The 19,166-nt window shown below is 70.5% G+C and carries 17 protein-coding genes and 1 tRNA gene; 14 read left to right on the top strand and 4 right to left on the bottom strand.

Going from position 1 to position 19,166, the window contains the following annotated elements; all coding sequences use genetic code 11:
- The first annotated feature begins 84 nt into the window (after positions 1 to 84).
- The 5 genes from ACLL9L_RS09280 (at position 85) to proB (ending at position 7,195) form a co-directional block, all read left to right on the top strand.
- Positions 85 to 3,441 (top strand): Rne/Rng family ribonuclease, encoded by a 3,357-nt coding sequence (locus ACLL9L_RS09280; RefSeq protein WP_411284365.1) that lies wholly within the window; start codon positions 85 to 87, stop codon positions 3,439 to 3,441.
- A gap of 178 nt (positions 3,442 to 3,619) precedes the next feature.
- The gene (rplU, locus tag ACLL9L_RS09275) at positions 3,620 to 3,937 is read left to right on the top strand and encodes a 50S ribosomal protein L21 (protein ID WP_411284364.1); all 318 of its coding nucleotides are present in this window, start codon (positions 3,620 to 3,622) and stop codon (positions 3,935 to 3,937) included.
- A 43-nt stretch (positions 3,938 to 3,980) separates the two neighbouring features.
- The gene (gene rpmA / locus ACLL9L_RS09270) at positions 3,981 to 4,262 is read left to right on the top strand and encodes a 50S ribosomal protein L27 (protein ID WP_411284363.1); all 282 of its coding nucleotides are present in this window, start codon (positions 3,981 to 3,983) and stop codon (positions 4,260 to 4,262) included.
- 159 nt (positions 4,263 to 4,421) lie between these two features.
- Entirely contained in the window at positions 4,422 to 5,945 is a 1,524-nt protein-coding gene (gene obgE / locus ACLL9L_RS09265; protein WP_411284362.1) for a GTPase ObgE, read from the top strand.
- A gap of 137 nt (positions 5,946 to 6,082) precedes the next feature.
- Positions 6,083 to 7,195: a glutamate 5-kinase gene (gene proB, locus ACLL9L_RS09260; protein WP_411284361.1), complete on the top strand. Its 1,113-nt coding sequence runs from the start codon at positions 6,083 to 6,085 to the stop codon at positions 7,193 to 7,195.
- 4 nt (positions 7,196 to 7,199) lie between these two features.
- Here the strand turns inward: proB and ACLL9L_RS09255 are convergent, their stop codons facing one another.
- Genes ACLL9L_RS09255 through ACLL9L_RS09245 form a run of 3 tightly spaced genes read right to left on the bottom strand, consistent with a single transcriptional unit; the run spans position 7,200 to position 10,395 of the window.
- Complete coding sequence (locus tag ACLL9L_RS09255; RefSeq protein WP_411284360.1) at positions 7,200 to 8,114, bottom strand: carbohydrate ABC transporter permease; 915 nt, start codon at positions 8,112 to 8,114, stop codon at positions 7,200 to 7,202.
- Positions 8,111 to 8,998: a carbohydrate ABC transporter permease gene (locus ACLL9L_RS09250; protein WP_411284359.1), complete on the bottom strand. Its 888-nt coding sequence runs from the start codon at positions 8,996 to 8,998 to the stop codon at positions 8,111 to 8,113. Before ACLL9L_RS09250 ends, ACLL9L_RS09255 begins: the two co-directional genes overlap by 4 nt.
- Positions 8,999 to 9,030: 32 nt before the next feature.
- A complete protein-coding gene (locus ACLL9L_RS09245; protein ID WP_411284358.1) occupies positions 9,031 to 10,395 on the bottom strand; it encodes an ABC transporter substrate-binding protein in 1,365 nt (454 codons plus the stop codon).
- 282 nt (positions 10,396 to 10,677) lie between these two features.
- On the opposite strand from ACLL9L_RS09245, the gene ACLL9L_RS09240 reads away from it, so the two are divergent.
- The 4 genes from ACLL9L_RS09240 (at position 10,678) to ACLL9L_RS09225 (ending at position 15,868) form a co-directional block, all read left to right on the top strand.
- A complete protein-coding gene (locus ACLL9L_RS09240; RefSeq protein WP_411284357.1) occupies positions 10,678 to 12,669 on the top strand; it encodes a beta-galactosidase in 1,992 nt (663 codons plus the stop codon).
- A gap of 3 nt (positions 12,670 to 12,672) precedes the next feature.
- On the top strand, positions 12,673 to 13,476 hold the full coding sequence (locus ACLL9L_RS09235; protein ID WP_411284356.1) for a DeoR/GlpR family DNA-binding transcription regulator: 804 nt from the start codon (positions 12,673 to 12,675) through the stop codon (positions 13,474 to 13,476).
- A gap of 335 nt (positions 13,477 to 13,811) precedes the next feature.
- A complete protein-coding gene (locus ACLL9L_RS09230; protein WP_411284355.1) occupies positions 13,812 to 15,098 on the top strand; it encodes a glutamate-5-semialdehyde dehydrogenase in 1,287 nt (428 codons plus the stop codon).
- Between the two features lie 74 nt (positions 15,099 to 15,172).
- Positions 15,173 to 15,868, top strand: a complete 696-nt coding sequence (locus tag ACLL9L_RS09225) for a class I SAM-dependent methyltransferase (RefSeq protein WP_411284354.1) — start codon at positions 15,173 to 15,175, stop codon at positions 15,866 to 15,868.
- On the opposite strand, the gene ACLL9L_RS09220 is transcribed toward ACLL9L_RS09225, so the two are convergent.
- The gene (locus tag ACLL9L_RS09220; RefSeq protein ID WP_411284353.1) at positions 15,846 to 16,922 is read right to left on the bottom strand and encodes a glycosyltransferase family 2 protein; all 1,077 of its coding nucleotides are present in this window, start codon (positions 16,920 to 16,922) and stop codon (positions 15,846 to 15,848) included. The two genes, ACLL9L_RS09225 and ACLL9L_RS09220, sit on opposite strands and share 23 nt — an antisense overlap.
- A gap of 165 nt (positions 16,923 to 17,087) precedes the next feature.
- On the opposite strand from ACLL9L_RS09220, the gene ACLL9L_RS09215 reads away from it, so the two are divergent.
- From ACLL9L_RS09215 to ACLL9L_RS09195, 5 genes are all read left to right on the top strand, one after another.
- On the top strand, positions 17,088 to 17,276 hold the full coding sequence (locus ACLL9L_RS09215; protein WP_411284352.1) for a hypothetical protein: 189 nt from the start codon (positions 17,088 to 17,090) through the stop codon (positions 17,274 to 17,276).
- Between the two features lie 17 nt (positions 17,277 to 17,293).
- A complete protein-coding gene (gene nadD, locus ACLL9L_RS09210; RefSeq protein ID WP_411284351.1) occupies positions 17,294 to 17,884 on the top strand; it encodes a nicotinate-nucleotide adenylyltransferase in 591 nt (196 codons plus the stop codon).
- Positions 17,885 to 17,891: 7 nt separating this feature from the next.
- The gene (rsfS, locus tag ACLL9L_RS09205) at positions 17,892 to 18,260 is read left to right on the top strand and encodes a ribosome silencing factor (RefSeq protein ID WP_411284350.1); all 369 of its coding nucleotides are present in this window, start codon (positions 17,892 to 17,894) and stop codon (positions 18,258 to 18,260) included.
- Positions 18,257 to 18,943: a histidine phosphatase family protein gene (locus ACLL9L_RS09200; protein WP_411284349.1), complete on the top strand. Its 687-nt coding sequence runs from the start codon at positions 18,257 to 18,259 to the stop codon at positions 18,941 to 18,943. Before rsfS ends, ACLL9L_RS09200 begins: the two co-directional genes overlap by 4 nt.
- Positions 18,944 to 19,050: 107 nt before the next feature.
- A tRNA-Ala gene (locus ACLL9L_RS09195) sits at positions 19,051 to 19,123 on the top strand.
- The last annotated feature ends 43 nt before the right edge of the window (positions 19,124 to 19,166 follow it).

Raw genomic sequence — 19,166 nt, 5'->3', positions numbered from 1 at the left:
GACGCATACCGCACACGCGGCGAAGATGGGCCCGAAAGGGTCGGGTGTGGGTCCTCACCGCGTGGCGACGGAGAGGAAAGCCAGATGGCTTCCACGCAAGACACCACCCCCACCCAGGTCGACGAGCCGGTCACCGACCAGGTCGAGGCCCCGGAACCGGCCTCTGTGGCCGACGAGGCCACCGCCCCCCCCAAGGCCGCCAAGAAGACGGCCCGCAAACGCGCCACCCGCACGACGGCGCCTCCCGCTCCGGACGCCGCCAGCACGGACGCCGCTGGCCCTGACGTCGCCACCACGGACGCCGCTGGCCCTGACGCCGCCCCGGCCAAGAAGGCCGCCCGCAAGCGCGCCAGCCGCAAGGCCGCCGCCCCGGTCGTGGCTCCTGAGCCCGCCGAGACCGAGCCGGCCGAGCCTCCCGTCCACCAGGCGGAGCCCACCGCCCCCCTGCCGCCCGTGACGCGCCTGGTCGCAGATCCCGAGGCCGGGGAGAGCGCCACCACGGCAGCATCTGAGACGGCACCTGCCACTCCCCGCCGCCGACGCGGCCGGGCTGCCGCGACCCGAGCCGCGGCCGCCCCCTCGGTCGGTGACGGCCTCCCGTCTGTGCTCGACCCCGGCGAGGCGCCCGCCGATGCCCGCGGTGTCGAGCTGCCTGCCGCCACGGAGCCGGCCGCGGAGCGGATCGCGCCAGAGCCGGCAGCGGAGCAGCCGGACCCGGAGCAGAGCGGCGCCGAGGGATCTGGCGTCCCGGCGCTCGGCGTGCTCTTTCAGGCCCCTGCCCGCACCACGAGGTCCCGGCGGGCCTCGGCGCCCGTTGCGGCGCCTCGGACCGTGCCCGACCCTTCCGACCTGCCCGACCCGACCGAGGATCTGGGGGGCGCTGCGGATCTCGCGGTCGGCGACCGGACCCCGGCCTCCTCGAGCGACACCGACCACCGCGAGGACGACAGCGAGCTCAGGGACGACACCGACGAGTCCGAGGACTCCTCGGACGGTCCCCGCCGCCGCCGCCGTCGTGGGGGCAAGGGACGCCGTGGTCGCGGGAGCGACTCCGACGGTCCCGACGACACCGCGAGCGGCCAGCCGTCCGGACGCACCCCCGGCCGGACCGCGTCCCAGGACCAGCAGGACCTCTCCGACGAGACCTCCACGTCCGGCCCGGACGACGCCGACGGCGGACCCGACATGGACGAGGCCGAGGGGGGGAGCCGTCGTCGCACGCGCCGCCGGCGCCGCAGTGGCTCCTCGGGCGAGACCGAGGACGCGCCGGGCGTCGTGACCCGGGTGCGCGAACCGCGCCGAGAGCGCGAGCAGAAGGACGAGGTCACCGGCCTCAAGGGGTCGACCCGCCTCGAGGCCAAGAAGCAGCGTCGCCGAGAGGGGCGCGAGGCGGGCCGGCGCCGCACGATCATCACCGAGGCCGAGTTCCTCTCCCGCCGAGAGAGCGTCGAGCGGGTCATGGTCGTGCGCAACAAGGACGACCGCACGCAGATCGGCGTCCTCGAGGACGGCGTCCTCGTGGAGCACTACATCTCCCAGGAGACGACCGTCTCGATGGCCGGCAACATCTACCTCGGCCGGGTCCAGAACGTCCTCCCGTCCATGGAGGCGGCCTTCGTCGACATCGGCAAGGGCCGCAATGCCGTCCTGTATGCCGGTGAGGTCAACTGGGACGCCGCGGGCCTCGACGCCCACGCGCCGAAGCGGATCGAGCACGCCCTCTCGTCCGGCGAGAGCGTCCTGGTGCAGGTGACCAAGGACCCGATCGGTCACAAGGGCGCTCGTCTGACCTCCCAGATCTCCCTGCCCGGCCGCTACCTCGTCTACGTCCCCGACAGCTCGATGACGGGGATCTCGCGCAAGCTGCCCGACACCGAGCGGGCCCGCCTCAAGAAGATCCTCAAGGAGGTCGTCCCCGAGTCGGCCGGCGTCATCGTCCGCACCGCGGCCGAGGGCGCGTCCGAGGCGGAGCTGCGCGCCGACGTCGAGCGGCTGAGCGCCACCTGGGAGGACATCAGGTCGAAGGCCGAGGCGTCCGGTTCCGGCAAGGGCAAGGGCAAGGCCAAGAGCGGTAACGCCCCCCTGCTGCTCCACGGCGAGCCCGACCTGACCGTGCGCGTCATTCGTGACGTGTTCAACGAGGACTTCGCCTCGCTCGTCGTTGCCGGCCAGCAGGCCTGGGACGAGGTCTCCGACTACGTCGGCACCGTCGCCCCGGACCTCGCCGCCCGGATCACCCGGTGGACGAGCGAGGAGGACCTCTTCACCCACTACCGCGTCGACGAGCAGATCGCCAAGGCGATGGACCGCAAGGTCTGGCTGCCTTCAGGCGGCTCCCTCGTCATCGACCGCACCGAGGCGATGACGGTCGTCGACGTCAACACGGGCAAGTTCATCGGCTCCGGGGGCAACCTCGAGGAGACGGTGACCAAGAACAACATCGAGGCGGCCGAGGAGATCGTCCGTCAGCTCAGGCTGCGCGACATCGGCGGCATCATCGTCATCGACTTCATCGACATGGTCCTCGAGGCCAACCGGGATCTCGTCGTCCGCCGCCTCCTGGAGTGCCTCGGCCGGGACCGGACCAAGCACCAGGTGGCTGAGGTGACCTCGCTCGGCCTCGTGCAGATGACCCGCAAGCGAGTCGGGTCGGGCCTCATCGAGGTCTTCGGCGAAGTCTGCGAGCACTGCAACGGCCGGGGCATCATCGTGCGCGCGGACCCGGTGGCCAGGTCCGGCAACGGACAGTCCGAGCAGGGTGGCTCCGCCTCCGGCGGTGTGGGTGGGTCGGGCTCGAACCCCTCGGGCTCCGCCGGTGCAGGCGGCGGCGCATCCGGTGCCGGCTCCCGGAGCGGGTCTCGCGGCCGCCGCGAGGGCACGGCGACGAGCGAGCCGGCGGCCCCGCCCCGCTCCATGGGACCGACGGCCGCCCAGATCGCAGCTGCCGCGCACGGGGCGGCCCTCAAGAGCGGGGAGATTCCCACTGCCGTCGTGCGGGGCGACCTGCCCGCGGAGCGCATCGTCCCGACCGGCCCGACCGGGCTCGACGACGCCGCCCACGTGGGCGCGCCGTTCGACGACCAGCAGGGGGAGCTCGAGCTGGTCTCCGAGATTCTCGTGGCGCAGGACGGTGACCTGCAGGTGGTTGCTCAGGACGTCGCCCCCGAGGTCGCCGAGGTCGCCGGGGTCGGGGACGTGGACACCGACGTCGACACCGACTCGGATGCGGACGACAGCGGCCTCCGGGTCTCCGCGCCGGAGGCGGCACCTGCCGCCGCGCCGATCGACGAGCAGCCCGACGAGCACGAGCAGCCGAACGAGCGCGACCAACACGCCGAGCCCAGCCCGGCCCTGACGGGCCGTGGTCGTCGCCGCCGTGGACGGGTCGTCGCCCCCGCGGGACCGCCACGGGGCGGGGCTTCGGGCGGGCCGGGTGAGTGAGCTCATGCCGGTTTGGTGCCACCGACCCCGACCCGGTAGTCTCGTTCCTCGGTGCGCCCACCGATCTGTGTCCCGAGGCTGACCGCAGCACCGCCTGCGCTAACCCGTCACCGGGGACGACGTGACGGTCACTGAGAGTGCGCACCAACCGTGAAGGACTGTAGAGAGTGAGCTCGACGTGTACGCGATTGTTCGCGCTGGCGGCCGCCAGGAGAAGGTGTCCGTCGGTGACGTCCTCATCATCGACAAGGTCAAGGGTGGGGTCGGCGACAGCATCGACCTGACTCCGCTCCTCGTCGTCGACGGATCGAGCGTGACCAGCGACGCAGCCAAGCTCGCCAAGGTCACCGTCACGGCAGAGGTCGTCAAGCCGGCCAAGGGGCCGAAGATCACGATCATGAAGTTCAAGAACAAGACCGGCTACCGCAAGCGCCAGGGTCACCGTCAGCACCTGACCCAGATCAAGGTCACGGCCATCAACGAAAACAACGGCTGAGACCTTCGCGGTCCTCGACCCAAGACAACAGGCAGGCACTGACATGGCACACAAAAAAGGTGCGTCCTCGACCCGAAACGGTCGCGACTCGAACGCACAGTTCCTCGGCGTGAAGCGCTTCGGCGGCCAGGTCGTCAACGCGGGCGAGATCCTCGTCCGTCAGCGCGGCACCCACTTCCACCCCGGTGACGGCGTCGGCCGCGGCGGCGACGACACGCTCTTCGCGCTCGTCGCGGGCGCCGTGAAGTTCGGCACCCGGCGCGGTCGCAAGACCGTCAACATCGAGCAGGTCGCGTCGCGTCAGGCCGACACGGTCGACGCCTGAGTCTGACCGCAGCACTCATCGGGAGGGGGCGGGCCACGGGGCTCGCCCCCTCCTGTCTGGCCTGACCGGACAGATCCCGTACCACCCCGGTGCCCGGTATGCCGGGTCCCCCGTCCCACGGCATACCGGCTGCTCCTGGCGGCCGAGAAGGAGGCGATCATGGCGACGAACTTCGTCGACCGGGTGCTTCTCCACGTCTCGGCCGGTGCCGGTGGCCACGGTGTCGCATCGGTCAAGCGTGAGAAGTTCAAACCGCTCGGTGGTCCGGACGGCGGCAACGGCGGCCGCGGTGGGTCGGTCATCGTGCGCGTCGACCCGCAGGCGACGACGCTGCTGGACTACCACCACCACCCCCACCGTCACGCGACGAACGGCAAGCCCGGCGCCGGCGACGAGCGCAACGGCGCCGACGGCGGCGACCTCGTGCTGCCCGTGCCCGAGGGCACGGTCGTCAAGGACGGCGGAGGGCGAATCCTCGTCGACCTCGTCGGCCATGGCACCGAGCACGTCATCGCCCGCGGCGGCCGTGGCGGGCTCGGCAACAAGGCCCTCGCCTCGGCGCGCCGCAAGGCTCCCGGCTTTGCCCTGCTCGGTGAGCCCGGGGAGGCGCTGGACGTCGTCCTCGAGCTGAAGTCTCTCGCCGACGTCGCCTTGATCGGTTTCCCGTCCGCGGGCAAGTCCTCGCTCGTCGCGGTGCTCTCGGCGGCCCGACCCAAGATCGCCGACTACCCGTTCACGACGCTCGTGCCCAACCTCGGCGTCGTCAGCGCGGGCGACACCCGATACACGATCGCCGACGTGCCCGGGCTGATCCCCGGCGCGCACGAGGGCAAGGGCCTGGGCCTGGAGTTCCTGCGCCACGTCGAGCGGTGCTCGGTGCTCGTCCACGTCATCGACTGCGCGACGCTCGAGCCGGGGCGCGACCCGATGAGCGACCTCGACGTCATCGAGGAGGAGCTCGCGCTCTACGTGCCCGACGCCGACCTCGGTGGCCGTCCGCTCGCCGAGCGCACCCGCATCGTCGTCCTCAACAAGTCCGACGTCCCCGAGGCCCTCGACCTCGCCGAGTTGGTGAAGGACGACCTCGAAGCGCGCGGCCTGCAGGTCTTCATCGTCTCCGCCGTGGCCCGGACCGGGCTCAAGGAGCTGATGTTCGCCCTTGCCCGTGAGGTCGCCGAGGCCCGCAGGCTGATCGAGAACGTCGTCCCGCCCCGGGTGGTCCTGCGCCCCCGGTCCGTCGACGACTCCGGCTTCACCGTCGTGCGGGAGAACACCACGGACGGCGTGCTCTACCGCGTCGTGGGCGAGCGTCCGACGCGCTGGATCCGTCAGACCGACTTCAGCAACGACGAGGCCGTCGGCTACCTCGCCGACCGGTTGGGTCGACTCGGAGTCGAAGCGGCCCTGTTCAGGGCGGGCGCCCTCTCGGGGGACACCGTGGTCGTCGGTGCCGCCGAGGACGCCGTCGTCTTCGACTGGGAGCCGACGATGCAGGCCGGCGCCGAGCTGCTGGGCCAGCGTGGCACAGACCTGCGCCTCGACCAGCCGAGTCGCCTCTCGCGCGACGAGAAGCGCGAAGCGGCCCATGACCGATACGTTGCGCGGCAGTCGACGCAGGCCGAGCTCGAGGCCGAGCGCCGGGCCGGCCACTGGGCCACGGCCAAGAACGACGAGGACGGCTGACCCACGTCCCAAACTCTTCGGGTGGAGGTATATCCGAGACGTCTAGCGCTCGGATATACCTCCACCCGGTAGGCGGGGGCAGGGGTCGGCATCCGGACCGAACCCCCGGGTCCGCCGACGCTCCATAGACTCACCGGGTGCCCTCCCGGTCCGTCATCGCCACCGCCCGACGTCTCGTCGTCAAGGTGGGTTCGTCGTCGCTGACGGGCCCCGGCGGTGGCCTCGACACCGCCCGTCTCGTGGCGCTCGTCAACGTCCTCGCCGCCCGCCGCAAGCAGGGCGACGCGATCGTGCTCGTCTCGTCCGGGGCGATCGCCGCAGGGCTCGGCCCCCTCGACCTCAGTCGGCGCCCTCGTGACCTCGCCACCCAGCAGGCGGCCGCCAGCGTGGGGCAGGGAGCCCTGGTCGCGGCATACCAGCACGCCTTCGGCGCCCACGGGCTCACCGTCGGCCAGGTGCTCCTCACCGCCGACGACGTAACCCGGCGCAGCCACTACGCCAACGCCCGTCGCACCCTCGACCGGCTGCTCGAGCTCGGCGTCGTCCCGGTCGTCAACGAGAACGACACGGTGGCGACGCACGAGATCCGGTTCGGTGACAACGACCGGCTCGCAGCGCTCGTGGCCCACCTCGTGCACGCCGACGCGCTCGTCCTGCTCTCGGACGTCGACGCGCTCTACGACGGACCACCGTCGCGCCCCGGCTCGACCCGGGTCCCGCTCGTGACCGGACCGGTCGACCTCGAGCGGATCGTCATCAGGGGATCGGGCTCGTCGGTCGGCACCGGCGGCATGGCCACCAAGATCGAGGCGGCCGCCATCGCCAACGCGGCGGGGATCACGGCGCTGCTCACCTCGGCGGACCGGGCGAAGGAGGCGCTGGCCGGGGAGGAGGTCGGCACGGTCTTCCTCCCGACCGGGACACGGCGCACGTCGCGGATGCTGTGGCTGGCCCACGCGACGACGCCGCAGGGCCGGGTCATCCTCGACGACGGCGCGGTCGCGGCGGTCGTCGAGCGCCGCAAGTCGTTGCTGCCGGCCGGGATCACCGCCGTCGAGGGCCGGTTCGCCGACGGCGACCCCATCGACGTGTGTGCCGCCGACGGCCGTCCGGTCGCCCGTGGGCTGGTCAACTACTCCTCGGACGAGCTGCCCGGGCTCCTCGGCCGCTCGACGAAGGACCTCGCCAGGGAGCTCGGCCCGCAGTACGAGCGCGAGGTCATCCACCGCGACGACCTCGTCATCCTCTGACGGCTCAGCCCTTCGTCGCACCGAGGGTCAGGCCGGCGACGAACTGCTTCTGGAGGACGAAGAACACGATGAGGGTGGGCAGCGCGACGATCACGGAGCCGGCGGCGACGAGGTTGTTGTCCGTGAAGAACTGGCCGCGCAGGTTGTTCAGCGAGCTGGTGACGGGATACTTGTCGCCCGACTGCAGCAACACCGTCGCCCAGAAGAACTCGTTGTAGATCCACGTCACCTCGAGCGTCGCCAGCGCGGCGAGCGGTGGCCGGCAGAGGGGCAGCGTCAGCTGGAAGAACTGGCGCAGCACGCTCGCCCCGTCGACCACCGCGGACTCGTAGAGCTCACGGGGGATCGTCTTCATGTAGTTGCTGAGGACGAAGGCGCAGAAGCCGGTCTGGAAGGCGACGTTGACGGCGATGAGGCCGTAGTAGCTGTTGAGGAGGGTGCCCGAGTCGCTGACCCAGAAGGGCACCTGGATGGCACGGAACATCCGGTAGACCGGGATGAGGAGGGCCTGCGGGGGCAGGAGGTTGGCGGCGGTGAACAGACCGAGCAGGGCGAGGTTGAACCGGAACGAGAACCGGGCGACGACGAACGCGATGCAGCACGACAGGAAGAGCGTGAGCGCCACGGCCGGGATGGTGATGATTGCCGAGTTGAGCAGCGAGTGACCGAAGTCGGCCTGCTGCCACGAGTTCACGTAGTTCTGCAGGGTGAACCCCCCGAAGGAGATGTACCCGTTGGCGGCCGTGTAGCTGTAGTCCCGGAAGGAGTTGATGACCGCGAAGAGCACCGGGAAGAGCCAGGCGAGGGACATGACGATGAGGAAGACCTGCAGCGCCACCCTCCCGGGTGTGGTGGGTTTGCGGCGAGTGGTCGCGGTGACTGCCCTGGTGTCTTGCGGCGATGTCGTGGTGGTCGTCATCGTTGCTCCCTCATGACGATGCGTAGGTAGATGACGATGAAGACCGAGGAGATGATGAGCATGAAGGTGGCCAGGGCCGAGCCGAAGCCGATCCGGCTCGCCTCACCGACGATGTTGCTCGTTACGAGGGTGGAGATCAGCTCCAGCCCGTTGCGGCCCTTGTTGATGACCCATACGAGGTCGAACGCCCGCAGGGACTCGATGACGGTGACGACGAGGACGATGATGTTGATGGGCGCCATGACCGGGAAGACGACCCGGAAGAACGTCGTCCGCTCGCCCGCTCCGTCGACCTTGGCCGCCTCGCGCAGCGTTGGGTCGACGCCCTTGAGGCCGGCCAGATAGAGCAGCATGATGTAGCCGGTCTGCCTCCAGCTGGAGGCCAGGAGCGCTGCCCAGAGGTTGTATCTCGGGTCGCCGTACCAGTCGATCGTGCTCCCGGTGACGGCGTTGATCAGGCCCTGGTCCCGGCTGTAGATCAGCTGCCAGATGAAGCCGATCAGGGCCAGCGACAGCACGACCGGGAGGTAGAAGGCGGTCTGGTAGACCCGTGAGCCCTTCATCTCCCGGTCGAGCAGGACGGCGAGGAACATCCCCAGCGGGGTGGCGATGAAGAACATCACCGCGAACCAGATGAGGTTGTGCTGCACCGCGGGCCAGAACGGCGGGTAGATGGTGACGACGTCGGTGTAGTTCTTCAGCCCGACGACCTTTGCCGAGGACACCGGGCCGATCCCGTCCCAGTTGGTGAAGGAGAGCAGGACCGACCCGACGGCCGGCAGCCAGACGAGCGCGACGACGAGCAGCGTCGGGACGATGATCATGAGGGCCACGACGACGCGGTCAATGCCGTCGAGCTGGTTGATGCCCTTGTACTTGGCCACGAGGATTCCCTGCGTCGGTCGTCCGCGGACGATCAGCTGGTGAAGATGCTGAGCTTCTGCTGCTGGATGCCCTTGACCAGCCCGTCGATGTCGTCGGGGGTCTTGATGAAGGACTGGAGCGCCGGGATCATCACCGTGGAGGCGAAGTCGGGGCGGGTGTCGCGGTCGAGGAACTGCGCGATGGACTTGGCCTGCTTGACGAACTCCACGGACTTCTTCTGGAGGGCGGTGTATGCCGTCGTGTCGGCCTTGTCGCTCGTGGCGATCACGCTCGGGTCCGCCTTCACCGCGAGGTTCTGCGCGTCCGCCGACCCGAGATAGGCCAACAGCTTCTTGGCCCCGGCCTCGTTCTTGGGCCGCTTGGCCATCATGTACCCGTCGATCGGCGCCTCGATGGCGTCCGACCCGATGGTCGAGTCGACCTCGGGGAAGTTGAAGAAGTCGAGGTCGTCCTGCTCGGCTCCCTTGGTGAACTGCTGCGCGACGAAGGCTCCCAGGACATACATACCGGACTTCTTCTGCTGCAGGCTCTGGGCCGCCTCTTGCCACGTCCGCCCGAGGGAGTCGGGCTGGTGGATGGGGAGCAGTCCCTTCCAGGTGTCGAAGACCTTCTTGACCTTGTCGCCGCTCCAGTCCTCCTTGCCGGCCATCAGGCTGATGTGGTAGTCGAACCCGTTGATCCGCAGGTTGAGCTGGTCGAAGGTGCCCATCGCGGGCCACCCGTCCTTGTCGCCGAACGCGATCGGGGTGAGGCCGTCCTTCTGCATCTTGGCACCGAGCGTCTTGAGCTCGTCCAGGGTCTTGGGGGCGGCGTAGCCCTTCTCGGCGAAGACGCTCTTGCGATAGAAGACCGCCCAGGGATAGTAGGTCGAGGGCACGAAGTACTGCTTGCCGTCGTCGCCGGTCGAGGCCTTCTTGAGGGCATCCGACATGCCGCTCATTCCCGACCACACGTCGGAGACATCGCCGGCGAGCTCCTTGGACGCGAAGAAGCGCATCCGGTAGCCGGAGAACCAGGACCACACCTCGTCCGGCGCGCCCTGCAGGTAGTTGTTGATGTTCTCCTGGAACGAGTTGTGGTCGATGGTGTTGATCTTCACCGTCAGGCCGCTGTTGGCCTTCTGGAACGCGTCGATGACCGACTGCACGGCCGCCTTCGGAATGGCATCCGACTGGTTCGAGCCGAGACCGACGGTGCCGGTGGCTGCGCCAGCGCCACCCGACGCGCCACCCGTGCTCGGCGAGCTGCCGCTGCCGCACGCCGACAGCAACGCCGGTGTGGCCAGCAGGCTGCCGGCCCCGATGGCGCCGCGCAGGAGGGTTCGGCGAGAGAGCGCGTGAGCCGAGGGCGGCACCAGCCGGGCGAGGTACTCGGCCTCAGAGGAGGGGCGAGGCATGACGATCTCCTTCGACGTTGACGGAATCGTGACTGATGGAATCGTTACTGACGGAAGCAACACGAACGACCAGAACCGATCATTACCGAACTGAGGATGACCCGCTCACGGTGGCGTGTCAAGGGGTCTGCTCGTCGCGTTGCTGAACCGCAATGTGTCGGATCTGTAGGTGTCTCACCACGTTGCCCCGAGTCCGCTCGCTGCGGACGTCAGCGCCGGCCTCCCGGACCCGGGTGTTGCTTTGTGTTGACTTTGGGAGCAGAGGGCCCAACACTGGCGTTCATGCGCGCTTGGCCCAGCACCCGTCTCGCCTTCGGTGGCGACTACAACCCTGAGCAGTGGCCGCGGGCCACCTGGCCCGAGGACATCGTGCTGATGCGCGAGGCGGGGGTCTCCTTCGTCACGTTGGGCGTCTTCTCGTGGTCCTGGCTCGAGCCGGCCAAGGGCGAATACCAGACGGACTGGCTCGACGAGATCATGGACCTGCTCGGAGACGCCGGGATCGCCGTGGACCTCGCAACCGGCACGGCCACCCCGCCGCCGTGGTTCTCGTCCGCGTTCCCCCAGACGCTGCCCGTCGACCGGGACGGACACACGCTCTGGCCGGGCAGCCGGCAGGCGTGGTGCCCGAGCTCGGAGGTCTACCGCGAGCACGCCCTCGCCCTGACCGCGCACCTGGCGTCGCGCTACCGTGACCACCCGGCGCTGGCCCTGTGGCACGTCTCCAACGAGTACGCCTGTCACAACCTGCCCTGTTACTGCGACACCTGCGCGGGGGCGTTCCGGCGATGGGCCCGTTCGCGCTACCCCGACCTCGACGCCCTCAACGAGGCCTGGGGGACGGCGTTCTGGAGCCAGCGCTACACCGAGTGGGAGCAGATCCTGCCGCCGCGGCGCACGACGGCGTTCGCCAACCCGACCCAGCAGCTCGACTACGCCCGGTTCGGCTCGGACACGCTGCTCGACTTCTACCGCGCCGAGAAGGCCGTCCTCAACGAGCTGTCGCCCGGGGTGCCCGTGACGACGAACTTCATGACGATGAGCCACTTCCGCCACCTCGACTACCACCAGTGGGCCGCCGACCAGGACGTCGTCAGCACCGACCACTACGTCGTGGACGTCTTCGAGGACCCCCGCGCCGAGCTGGCCTTCAGCGCGGACCTCACCCGTGGCATCGCCGGGGGGCGACCCTGGCTCCTCATGGAGCACTCGACGAGTGCCGTGAACTGGCAGCCGGTCAACCGTGCCAAGGACCGCGGCCAGACGATCCGGGACAGCCTGGCGCACGTCGCCCGGGGGGCCGACGCCATCGGCTTCTTCCAATGGCGCCAGTCGCGCTCGGGCTCGGAGAAGTTCCACTCGGCCCTCGTGCCCCACGCCGGGCCCGACAGCGAACGCTTCCGCGAGGTGTGCGAGCTGGGCGCCATCGCCGGCCGGCTGGGGGAGCTGCTCGGCAGCCGGGTCGAGTCGCGGGTAGCCCTGCTCTGGGACTACCAGGCTGGTTGGGCGGCATCCGGACCGGCCATGCCGTCCGCACTGCTCGAGTACTCCCTCACGGCACGGACCGTCCACGGCCTGCTGCGCCGCCGGGGGGTCACGGCCGACCTCGTCCACCCCGGCCACGACCTGTCGGGCTACGCGGTCATCGTCGTCCCCACCCTCTATCTCGTCTCCGACGCGCACGCCGACGCGATCGCCGCGGCGCCCGCCGCCGGGGCGCAGGTCCTTGTGACCTTCTTCTCGGGCATCAGCGACGAGGACGACCACGTCCGGCTCGGGGGCTATCCCGGGGCGTTCCGGGATCTCCTCGGGGTCCGGGTCGAGGAGTTCTTTCCCCTGCGGGCAGGGGAGAGCGTGGGGCTCGAGTCGGGGGCCCGGGGGAGGATCTGGTCGGAGGACGTCCGGGCCCCGGACGAGAGCGTGCGCCAGCGATATGCCGAGGGTCCGCTGAGTGGCCGGCCGGCGGTGACCCGCCGTGAGGTCGAGACGGGCGCGGCGTGGTATCTCAGCACCCTGCTCGACGACGACGCCCTCGACGCACTCCTGGGCGAGCTGCTCGAGGACGGCAGGGTCGAGCCCGTGGCAGAGGCCCCCGACGGTGTCGAGTGCGTGCGACGCAGCGGGGACGACGGCCGGTCCTGGCTGTTCCTGCTCAACCACACCCACGCGGAGCACGAGATCGCCGCCGTCGGGCACGACCTCGTGGCAGACGCCCGGGTCGAGGGGACCGTGGTGCTGCGCCCTGGTGGCGTCGCGGTCGTCCGGGAGGACTGACCCGTGCTCGCCAGCCAACGACGCGCGACGATCCTCACGATGGTCGACGAGTCGGGCGCGGTCCGGGTGTCGGACCTCGTCGAGCACCTCGGCGTCTCCGACATGACCGTGCGCCGCGACATTGAGCACCTCGCCCAGGAAGGTCGCGTCGAGCGGGTCCACGGCGGTGCCCTGTCCGTCGGCCACGCCAGCGCCCACGAACCCGGCTTCCAGGTCAAGTCCGCCCTGATGACGCGCGAGAAGCGGGCGATCGCCGAGCACGCCGCCTCGCTCGTCGAGCCGGGGTCGGCTGTGGCCATCTCGGCCGGCACGACCACCTACGAGCTGGCCCAGTGTCTGCGCAGTGTCCCGGACATCACCGTGGTGACGAACTCGGTGCCCGTCGCGCAGCTGCTCCACGAGTCGGCCACCGTCGGCCAGACGGTGGTCCTCACCGGCGGCATCCGGACCCCCTCCGACGCCCTTGTCGGCCCGGTCGCAGTCGCCGCGCTCCGCTCGCTGCACGTCGATCGGCTCTTCCTCGGCGTCCACGGGATGGACCTGCACGCCGGACTGACCACTCCCAACCTCGTCGAGGCCGAGACCAACCGGGCGATGATCGCCGCGGCCCGACAGGTGTGCATCCTCGCCGACCACACCAAGTGGGGGGTCGTCGGGCTGAGCACGATCATCGACCTCGCCGACGTCGACCTGCTCATCACTGACCAAGGGTTGTCGATGCGCGCCCGGTCCGCCCTCAAGGACCACGTCGCCGAGCTCGTCATCGCCCCGACCTCACGCCGCGGGCGGGTCCATCCTGTGGGGTGACGCTCAGCTCCGCCGCCTCCCCCCACCCCCCGCGTGTTGCGGCCAGCGCCGCCCCCGTCCCCCACATGTTGCGGCCGGCGCCGCCCCCGTTCTCCCACATGTTGCGGCCGGCGCCGCACATACCCGTGCTCAGGGCGACCAGATGCGGTCCCAGCCGCAACATGTGCAGGCTGGGGCGGCCGGCACCGGGCCCGGGCCGCACGGGGGAGCGCCCGGGCCCGCTCTGGAAAGCGCCCGGCCCGGCACTGGGAAGCGCCCGGCCCGGCACTGGGAAGCGCCCGGCCCGCACTGGGAAGCGCCCGGGTCGCACCACGGCGTGGACGTACGCTTGGCACATGTCCGCTCAGATTGATCCCCTCGTCGTCTCGCAGGTCGCCGGCCTCGCCCAAAAGGCTCGCGTCGCCGCGCGGCAGCTGGCCCTGATGTCGCGAGCCGGCAAGGACGAGGCTCTGCTGGCGCTCGCCGACGCGCTGGACGCGGCGACCCAGCAGATCGTCGACGCCAACGCCCAGGACCTCGGGCGCGGCCGGGAGAAGGGAATGGCCGAGGGACTGCTCGACCGGCTCATGCTTGACGCCAAGCGCGTCGGCGAGATCGCCCAGGCGGTGCGCGACATCGCCGCACTGCCCGACCCGGTGGGCGAGGTCGTGCGCGGCTCGACACTCGCGAACGGCCTGCAGATCCGACAGGTGCGGGTGCCGATGGGTGTCGTCGGGATGATCTACGAAGCCCGGCCCAACGTCACCGTCGACGCTGCCGCGCTCGGGCTCAAGAGTGGCAACGCCGTCATCCTGCGGGGTGGCTCGGCGGCCGGCTCCAGCAACCGGGCCCTCGTCGCCACGATGCGGGCGTGCCTCGAGCAGCAGGGACTGTCGCCCGACGCGATCACCCTCCTCGACGGTGGTGGCCACGACGCCGTCCGCGCCCTGATGACCGCCCGGGGGCTGGTCGACCTCGTCATCCCGCGCGGCGGCGCCGACCTGATCCGCACCGTGGTCACCGAGTCCACCGTGCCGGTCATCGAGACCGGCATCGGGATCAACCACGTCTACGTCGACCGGGCTGCCGACCTGGACAAGGCCCTGACGATCGTCCTGAACTCCAAGACCCACCGGCCCAGCGTCTGCAACGCCGCAGAGTCGCTCCTCGTCCACGAGGACGTCGCCGAGGCGTTCCTGCCGAAGGTCCTCGCCGAGCTGGGCGCAGCCGGGGTGGTCCTCCACACCGCATCCGAGGTCGGGGAGCACGCGCAGGCGGCGGGCGCGGCATACAGCCTCGCGTCCGAGAGTGACTTCGGCACGGAGTGGCACTCGCTCGAGATGAGCGTCCGCACCGTCCCCGACCTGGACACGGCCCTGGAGCACATCGAGACCTTCGGCACCCAGCACACCGAGGTCATCGTCACCGAGGACCGCGCGGCGGCCCGCCGGTTCACCGCCGAGGTCGACGCCGCGGTCGTCATGGTCAACGCCTCGAGCCGCTTCACCGACGGGGGCCAGTTCGGGTTCGGCGCCGAGATCGGCATCTCGACGCAGAAGCTGCACGCCCGGGGTCCGATGGCGCTGCCCGAGCTGACGACGACCAAGTGGATCGTCGAGGGCGACGGCCAGATCCGCTCCTGATTCGGCGCGTGGTCCGGCGGCTGATCCGTGGCGTGATTCGTCGCGGGGGTCCGGCACTGGCATGATGACCGACCGTGGAAGGCACTGAGGTACGCAAGCTGGCCGCGCTCGAGGACACCCACTGGTGGTACCGCGAGCGGCGCCACCTCCTGGCGAAGTCGCTGGACGGGCTCCGGCCCGGGGACGCCCTCGACATCGGCGCGGCAGGCGGTGGGAACACCCGCGTCCTGCGCGAGCTCGGCTGGCGTCCCGTGGCCCTGGAGTTCGGCTCCGAGGGGGCCGAGGTGGCACACGAGCGCGGGCTGGACACGCTGCGGGCCGACGCGACGAGGCTGCCTCTCGAGGACGGGTCGATCGACCTCGTCGTGGCCTTCGACATCCTCGAGCACATCGAGGACGACGACCTCGCGGTGAGCGAGGTCCGCCGGACGCTGCGCCGCGGCGGCACCTTCCTCGTGGCGGTCCCGGCCGACCCGAGGCTCTGGTCCGCCCACGACGAGGCCGTCGACCACGTGCGCCGCTACACCCGCGAGACGCTCTCGAGCGTGCTCCACCGGGGTGGTTTCGACATCGTCGACATGACGTCCTGGAACGTCCTGCTGCGTCCGGTCGTCGCGATGCGGCGCAGGAAGACGTCCGGCAGCGACCTCGACGACCTGCATCCCGTCGTCAACGCGGGGCTGCGCGCCATCATCACCGCGGAGCGCTACCTGCCTGTCAGGCAGCTGCCCGGAGTGAGCCTGCTCGTCACCGCCCGGCCACGTCGCTGACCCGGGAGGGCGTCGCCGCGGGGGGGTCCGCCCGTGACCCCGGGCCACGCCGCACCGCCCGCACCCGGGGCTCCCGGGGCTCCGGCGGGAGCGGGGTGTCCGTCGGTCCGTGCCGCCCGACCGAGGCGGTCAGGGAGTCGTAGGCGATGAAGTAGGTCGGTCGCCCCTGCATCTGGGTGTACATCCGGCCGATGTACTCGCCGAGCAGCCCGAGGCACAGCAGCTGGGCCGCGCCGACGGCGGCGACGATGACGACGGTCGAGGTCCACCCGGCGACAACCTCACCGCGGGCCCGCTCGACGAGCGCGAAGACCCCGAGCAGCACGGCCAGGGCCCCGCCGCCGAGGCCGAGCAGGGTGGCGAGGCGCAAGGGCGCCATCGAGAAGCCCGTCACCGAGTCGACCGACAGCTTGAGCATCTTGAGCAGGGGGTACTTCGAGGTGCCGGCGGCCCGCTCCTCGCGCCGGTAGTCGACCGCGTCGGACGGGAAGCCGAGCGCGGGCACGATGAACCGCAGGACCCGGTTGTGTTCGGGCAGCTCGTTGATGGCGTCGACCGTGGCCCGGGACATCAGCCGGAAGTCCCCGGCGTCGCTCTGGGCGCTGGTGCCGGAGATGGTCCGGATCATGGCGTAGAAGCCTCGGGCACTGACCCGCTTGAAGACCGAGTCCGTGGAGCGGTCGGTGCGCACCCCGTAGACGACGTCGACCCCCTCACCCTTGGCCTTCGCAAGCATCTCGACGATCACCTCGGGCGGGTCCTGCAGGTCGGCGTCGATCGTCACGACGTAGTCGCCGAGGGCACTGACCAGCCCAGCGGAGATGGCGGCCTGGTGGCCGGCGTTGGCGCGCAGCCGCACCACGCGGAACTCGTGCCACTCCCGGTGCAGGCGCTGCAGCAGCGCCGCGGTCAGGTCGGTGCTGCCGTCGTCGACCGCGATGACCTCGTATGCCGTGCCCAGCCCCTCGAGGAGGGGGCGCAACCGGTCCACGAGCAGGGGCAGCACATCCTCCTCGTTGTACATCGGGATGACAACGGACAGCTCGGGGCTCATGCGTTCCACAGTACGGCGTGGACCATGGCTCATCTGTGGACGAGATGGGCGGTTCGTGTGGACCGGTCTCGAGAACCGCTCGTCGGGAGGGACGAGACGACCGGCTGACCCGGCATACCCGAGTCGTCGCCTGAGTGAACTCCACGGGGCGCTACGCTGTGGCGCATGTCAGCCAGCGTTCTTCCTGTCCTCGTCCGCGCAGAGGAGGCCGCCCGCGAGCTCCCGATGTCGCCGATCGCCTACGCCGCGATCGCTTTCGGGGCCTTCCTCGCGGGGCTCGCCGTGCTGTGGTCCTTCCGCAACACCGCGAACAAGGTCCCCGACCGGCACAACACGCGCCGGGGTCAGCACTGAGCCAGCGGCTCGGGGTGATGGGCGGGACGTTCGACCCCATCCACCACGGCCACCTCGTCGCGGCGAGCGAGGCACAGGCGCGTTTCGACCTCGACGAGGTCGTCTTCGTGCCCACCGGTGAGCCGTGGCAGAAGGAGGGTCGGGACGTCAGCGCGGCCGAGCACCGCTATCTCATGACCGTCATCGCGACGGCCTCCAACCCCCGGTTCACCGTGAGCCGGGTCGACATCGAGCGCGACGGCCCGACCTACACGATCGACACCCTGCGCGACCTCAGCAGGCAACGCCCCGACGCCGAGCTCTTCTTTATCACCGGCGCCGACGCCCTCGCCCAGATCGTCACCTGGAAGGACGTTGACGAGCTGTGGGGCCTCGCCCACTTCATCGGCGTCACCCGCCCGGGCCACGTCCTCAGCGACAAGGGCCTGCCGACCGAGAACATCACCCTCCAGGAGGTGCCCGCGATGTCCATCAGCTCCACCGACTGCCGGGGCCGGGTCGCCGAGGGTCAGCCCGTCTGGTACCTCGTCCCCGACGGCGTCGTGCAGTACATCAACAAGTACAGCCTGTATGCCGCGAACGCGGCCGTCGCAGCCCCCCGCACCTAGGAGAACCGTGCCCGCCACAGAACGCGCCCTGACGCTTGCCAAGGTGGCCGCCCTGGCCGCCGAGGAGAAGATCGCCCAGGACGTCCAGGCCATCGACGTCAGCGATCAGCTCGCCCTCACCGACATCTTCGTCATCGCCTCCGCCAGCAACGAGCGCCAGGTGGGGGCCATCGTCGACGAGATCGAGGACCGGCTGCGGGACTATGGCTGCAAGCCGATCCGGCGAGAGGGCCAGCGTGAGGGACGGTGGGTGCTCATCGACTTCGGCGACATCGTGGTCCACGTGCAGCACGCCGACGAGCGCGAGTTCTACCAGCTCGAGCGGCTCTGGAAGGACTGCCCCGAGATCGACCTGGCGTCGATCCCGGCTCCGTGACGGCAGTCGACGCCGCGAGTCCGCGGCGGATCGTGGTCCTGCGTCACGGCGAGACCGCAGACAACGCGGCAGGTTTCTGGCAGGGCCACCGTGACTCGCCGCTGTCGGCCGTGGGCCGTGCCCAGGCCGAGCGGATGGCGCCGGTGCTTGCGGCCCTCGATCCACAGCTCGTCGTCAGCTCGGACCTCCAGCGCGCGGCGGTGACGGCAGACGCCGTGGCATCAATGGCCGGGGTGGCGGTCCGGCGCGACGAGCGGCTGCGTGAGGTCGACGTGGGCGCGTGGCAGGGCCACACCAACGCCCAGGTCCGTCGGGACCATCCGGAGGTGCTCGCGGCGCTCGGGCGCGGCGAGGACGTCCGGCGCGGCGTCACGGGGGAGACGATGGCCGAGCTGGCCGTCCGGGTGTCCGCGGCGCTGGACGACGTCGTGGCCGAGCTCGAGCCGGGGCGTCTCGCGGTCGTGGTGTGCCACGGGGTGTCCGGCCGTTCGGCGGTCGCCTCGCTGGTGGGGATCGGCCAGATGGAGGCGACCCGGATCCTCTGGGGTCTCGACAACTGCCACTGGGCCACCGTCGCCGAGTCGCGGCACGTGTCCGGGGCCGAGGTGGCCCCCGTCTGGCGGATCGACCACTGGAACGCCGGGGTGCGGGACGCTCCCGGTCGGGTGGCGCCCGGCTCCTGAGGTCGGCGCGCGCCGATTTGGGCGCGGGCCCTGTCACTGGCTAAACTTCCGCAGTCCCCCACAGGATCTTCGGAGCCGGTTTCGGGATGTCGGGCGAGCAATCGCACGGGGCTGTGGCGCAGCTGGTAGCGCACCTCCATGGCATGGAGGGGGTCAGGAGTTCGAATCTCCTCAGCTCCACCCAGGCGAAGGCCGGTTCCTCAGAGGGCCGGCCTTCGTACTG

Source organism: Lapillicoccus sp., from assembly GCF_046595215.1.
GTDB lineage: Bacteria > Actinomycetota > Actinomycetes > Actinomycetales > Dermatophilaceae > Lapillicoccus.
This window is presented reverse-complemented; position numbering and strand designations above follow the sequence as displayed.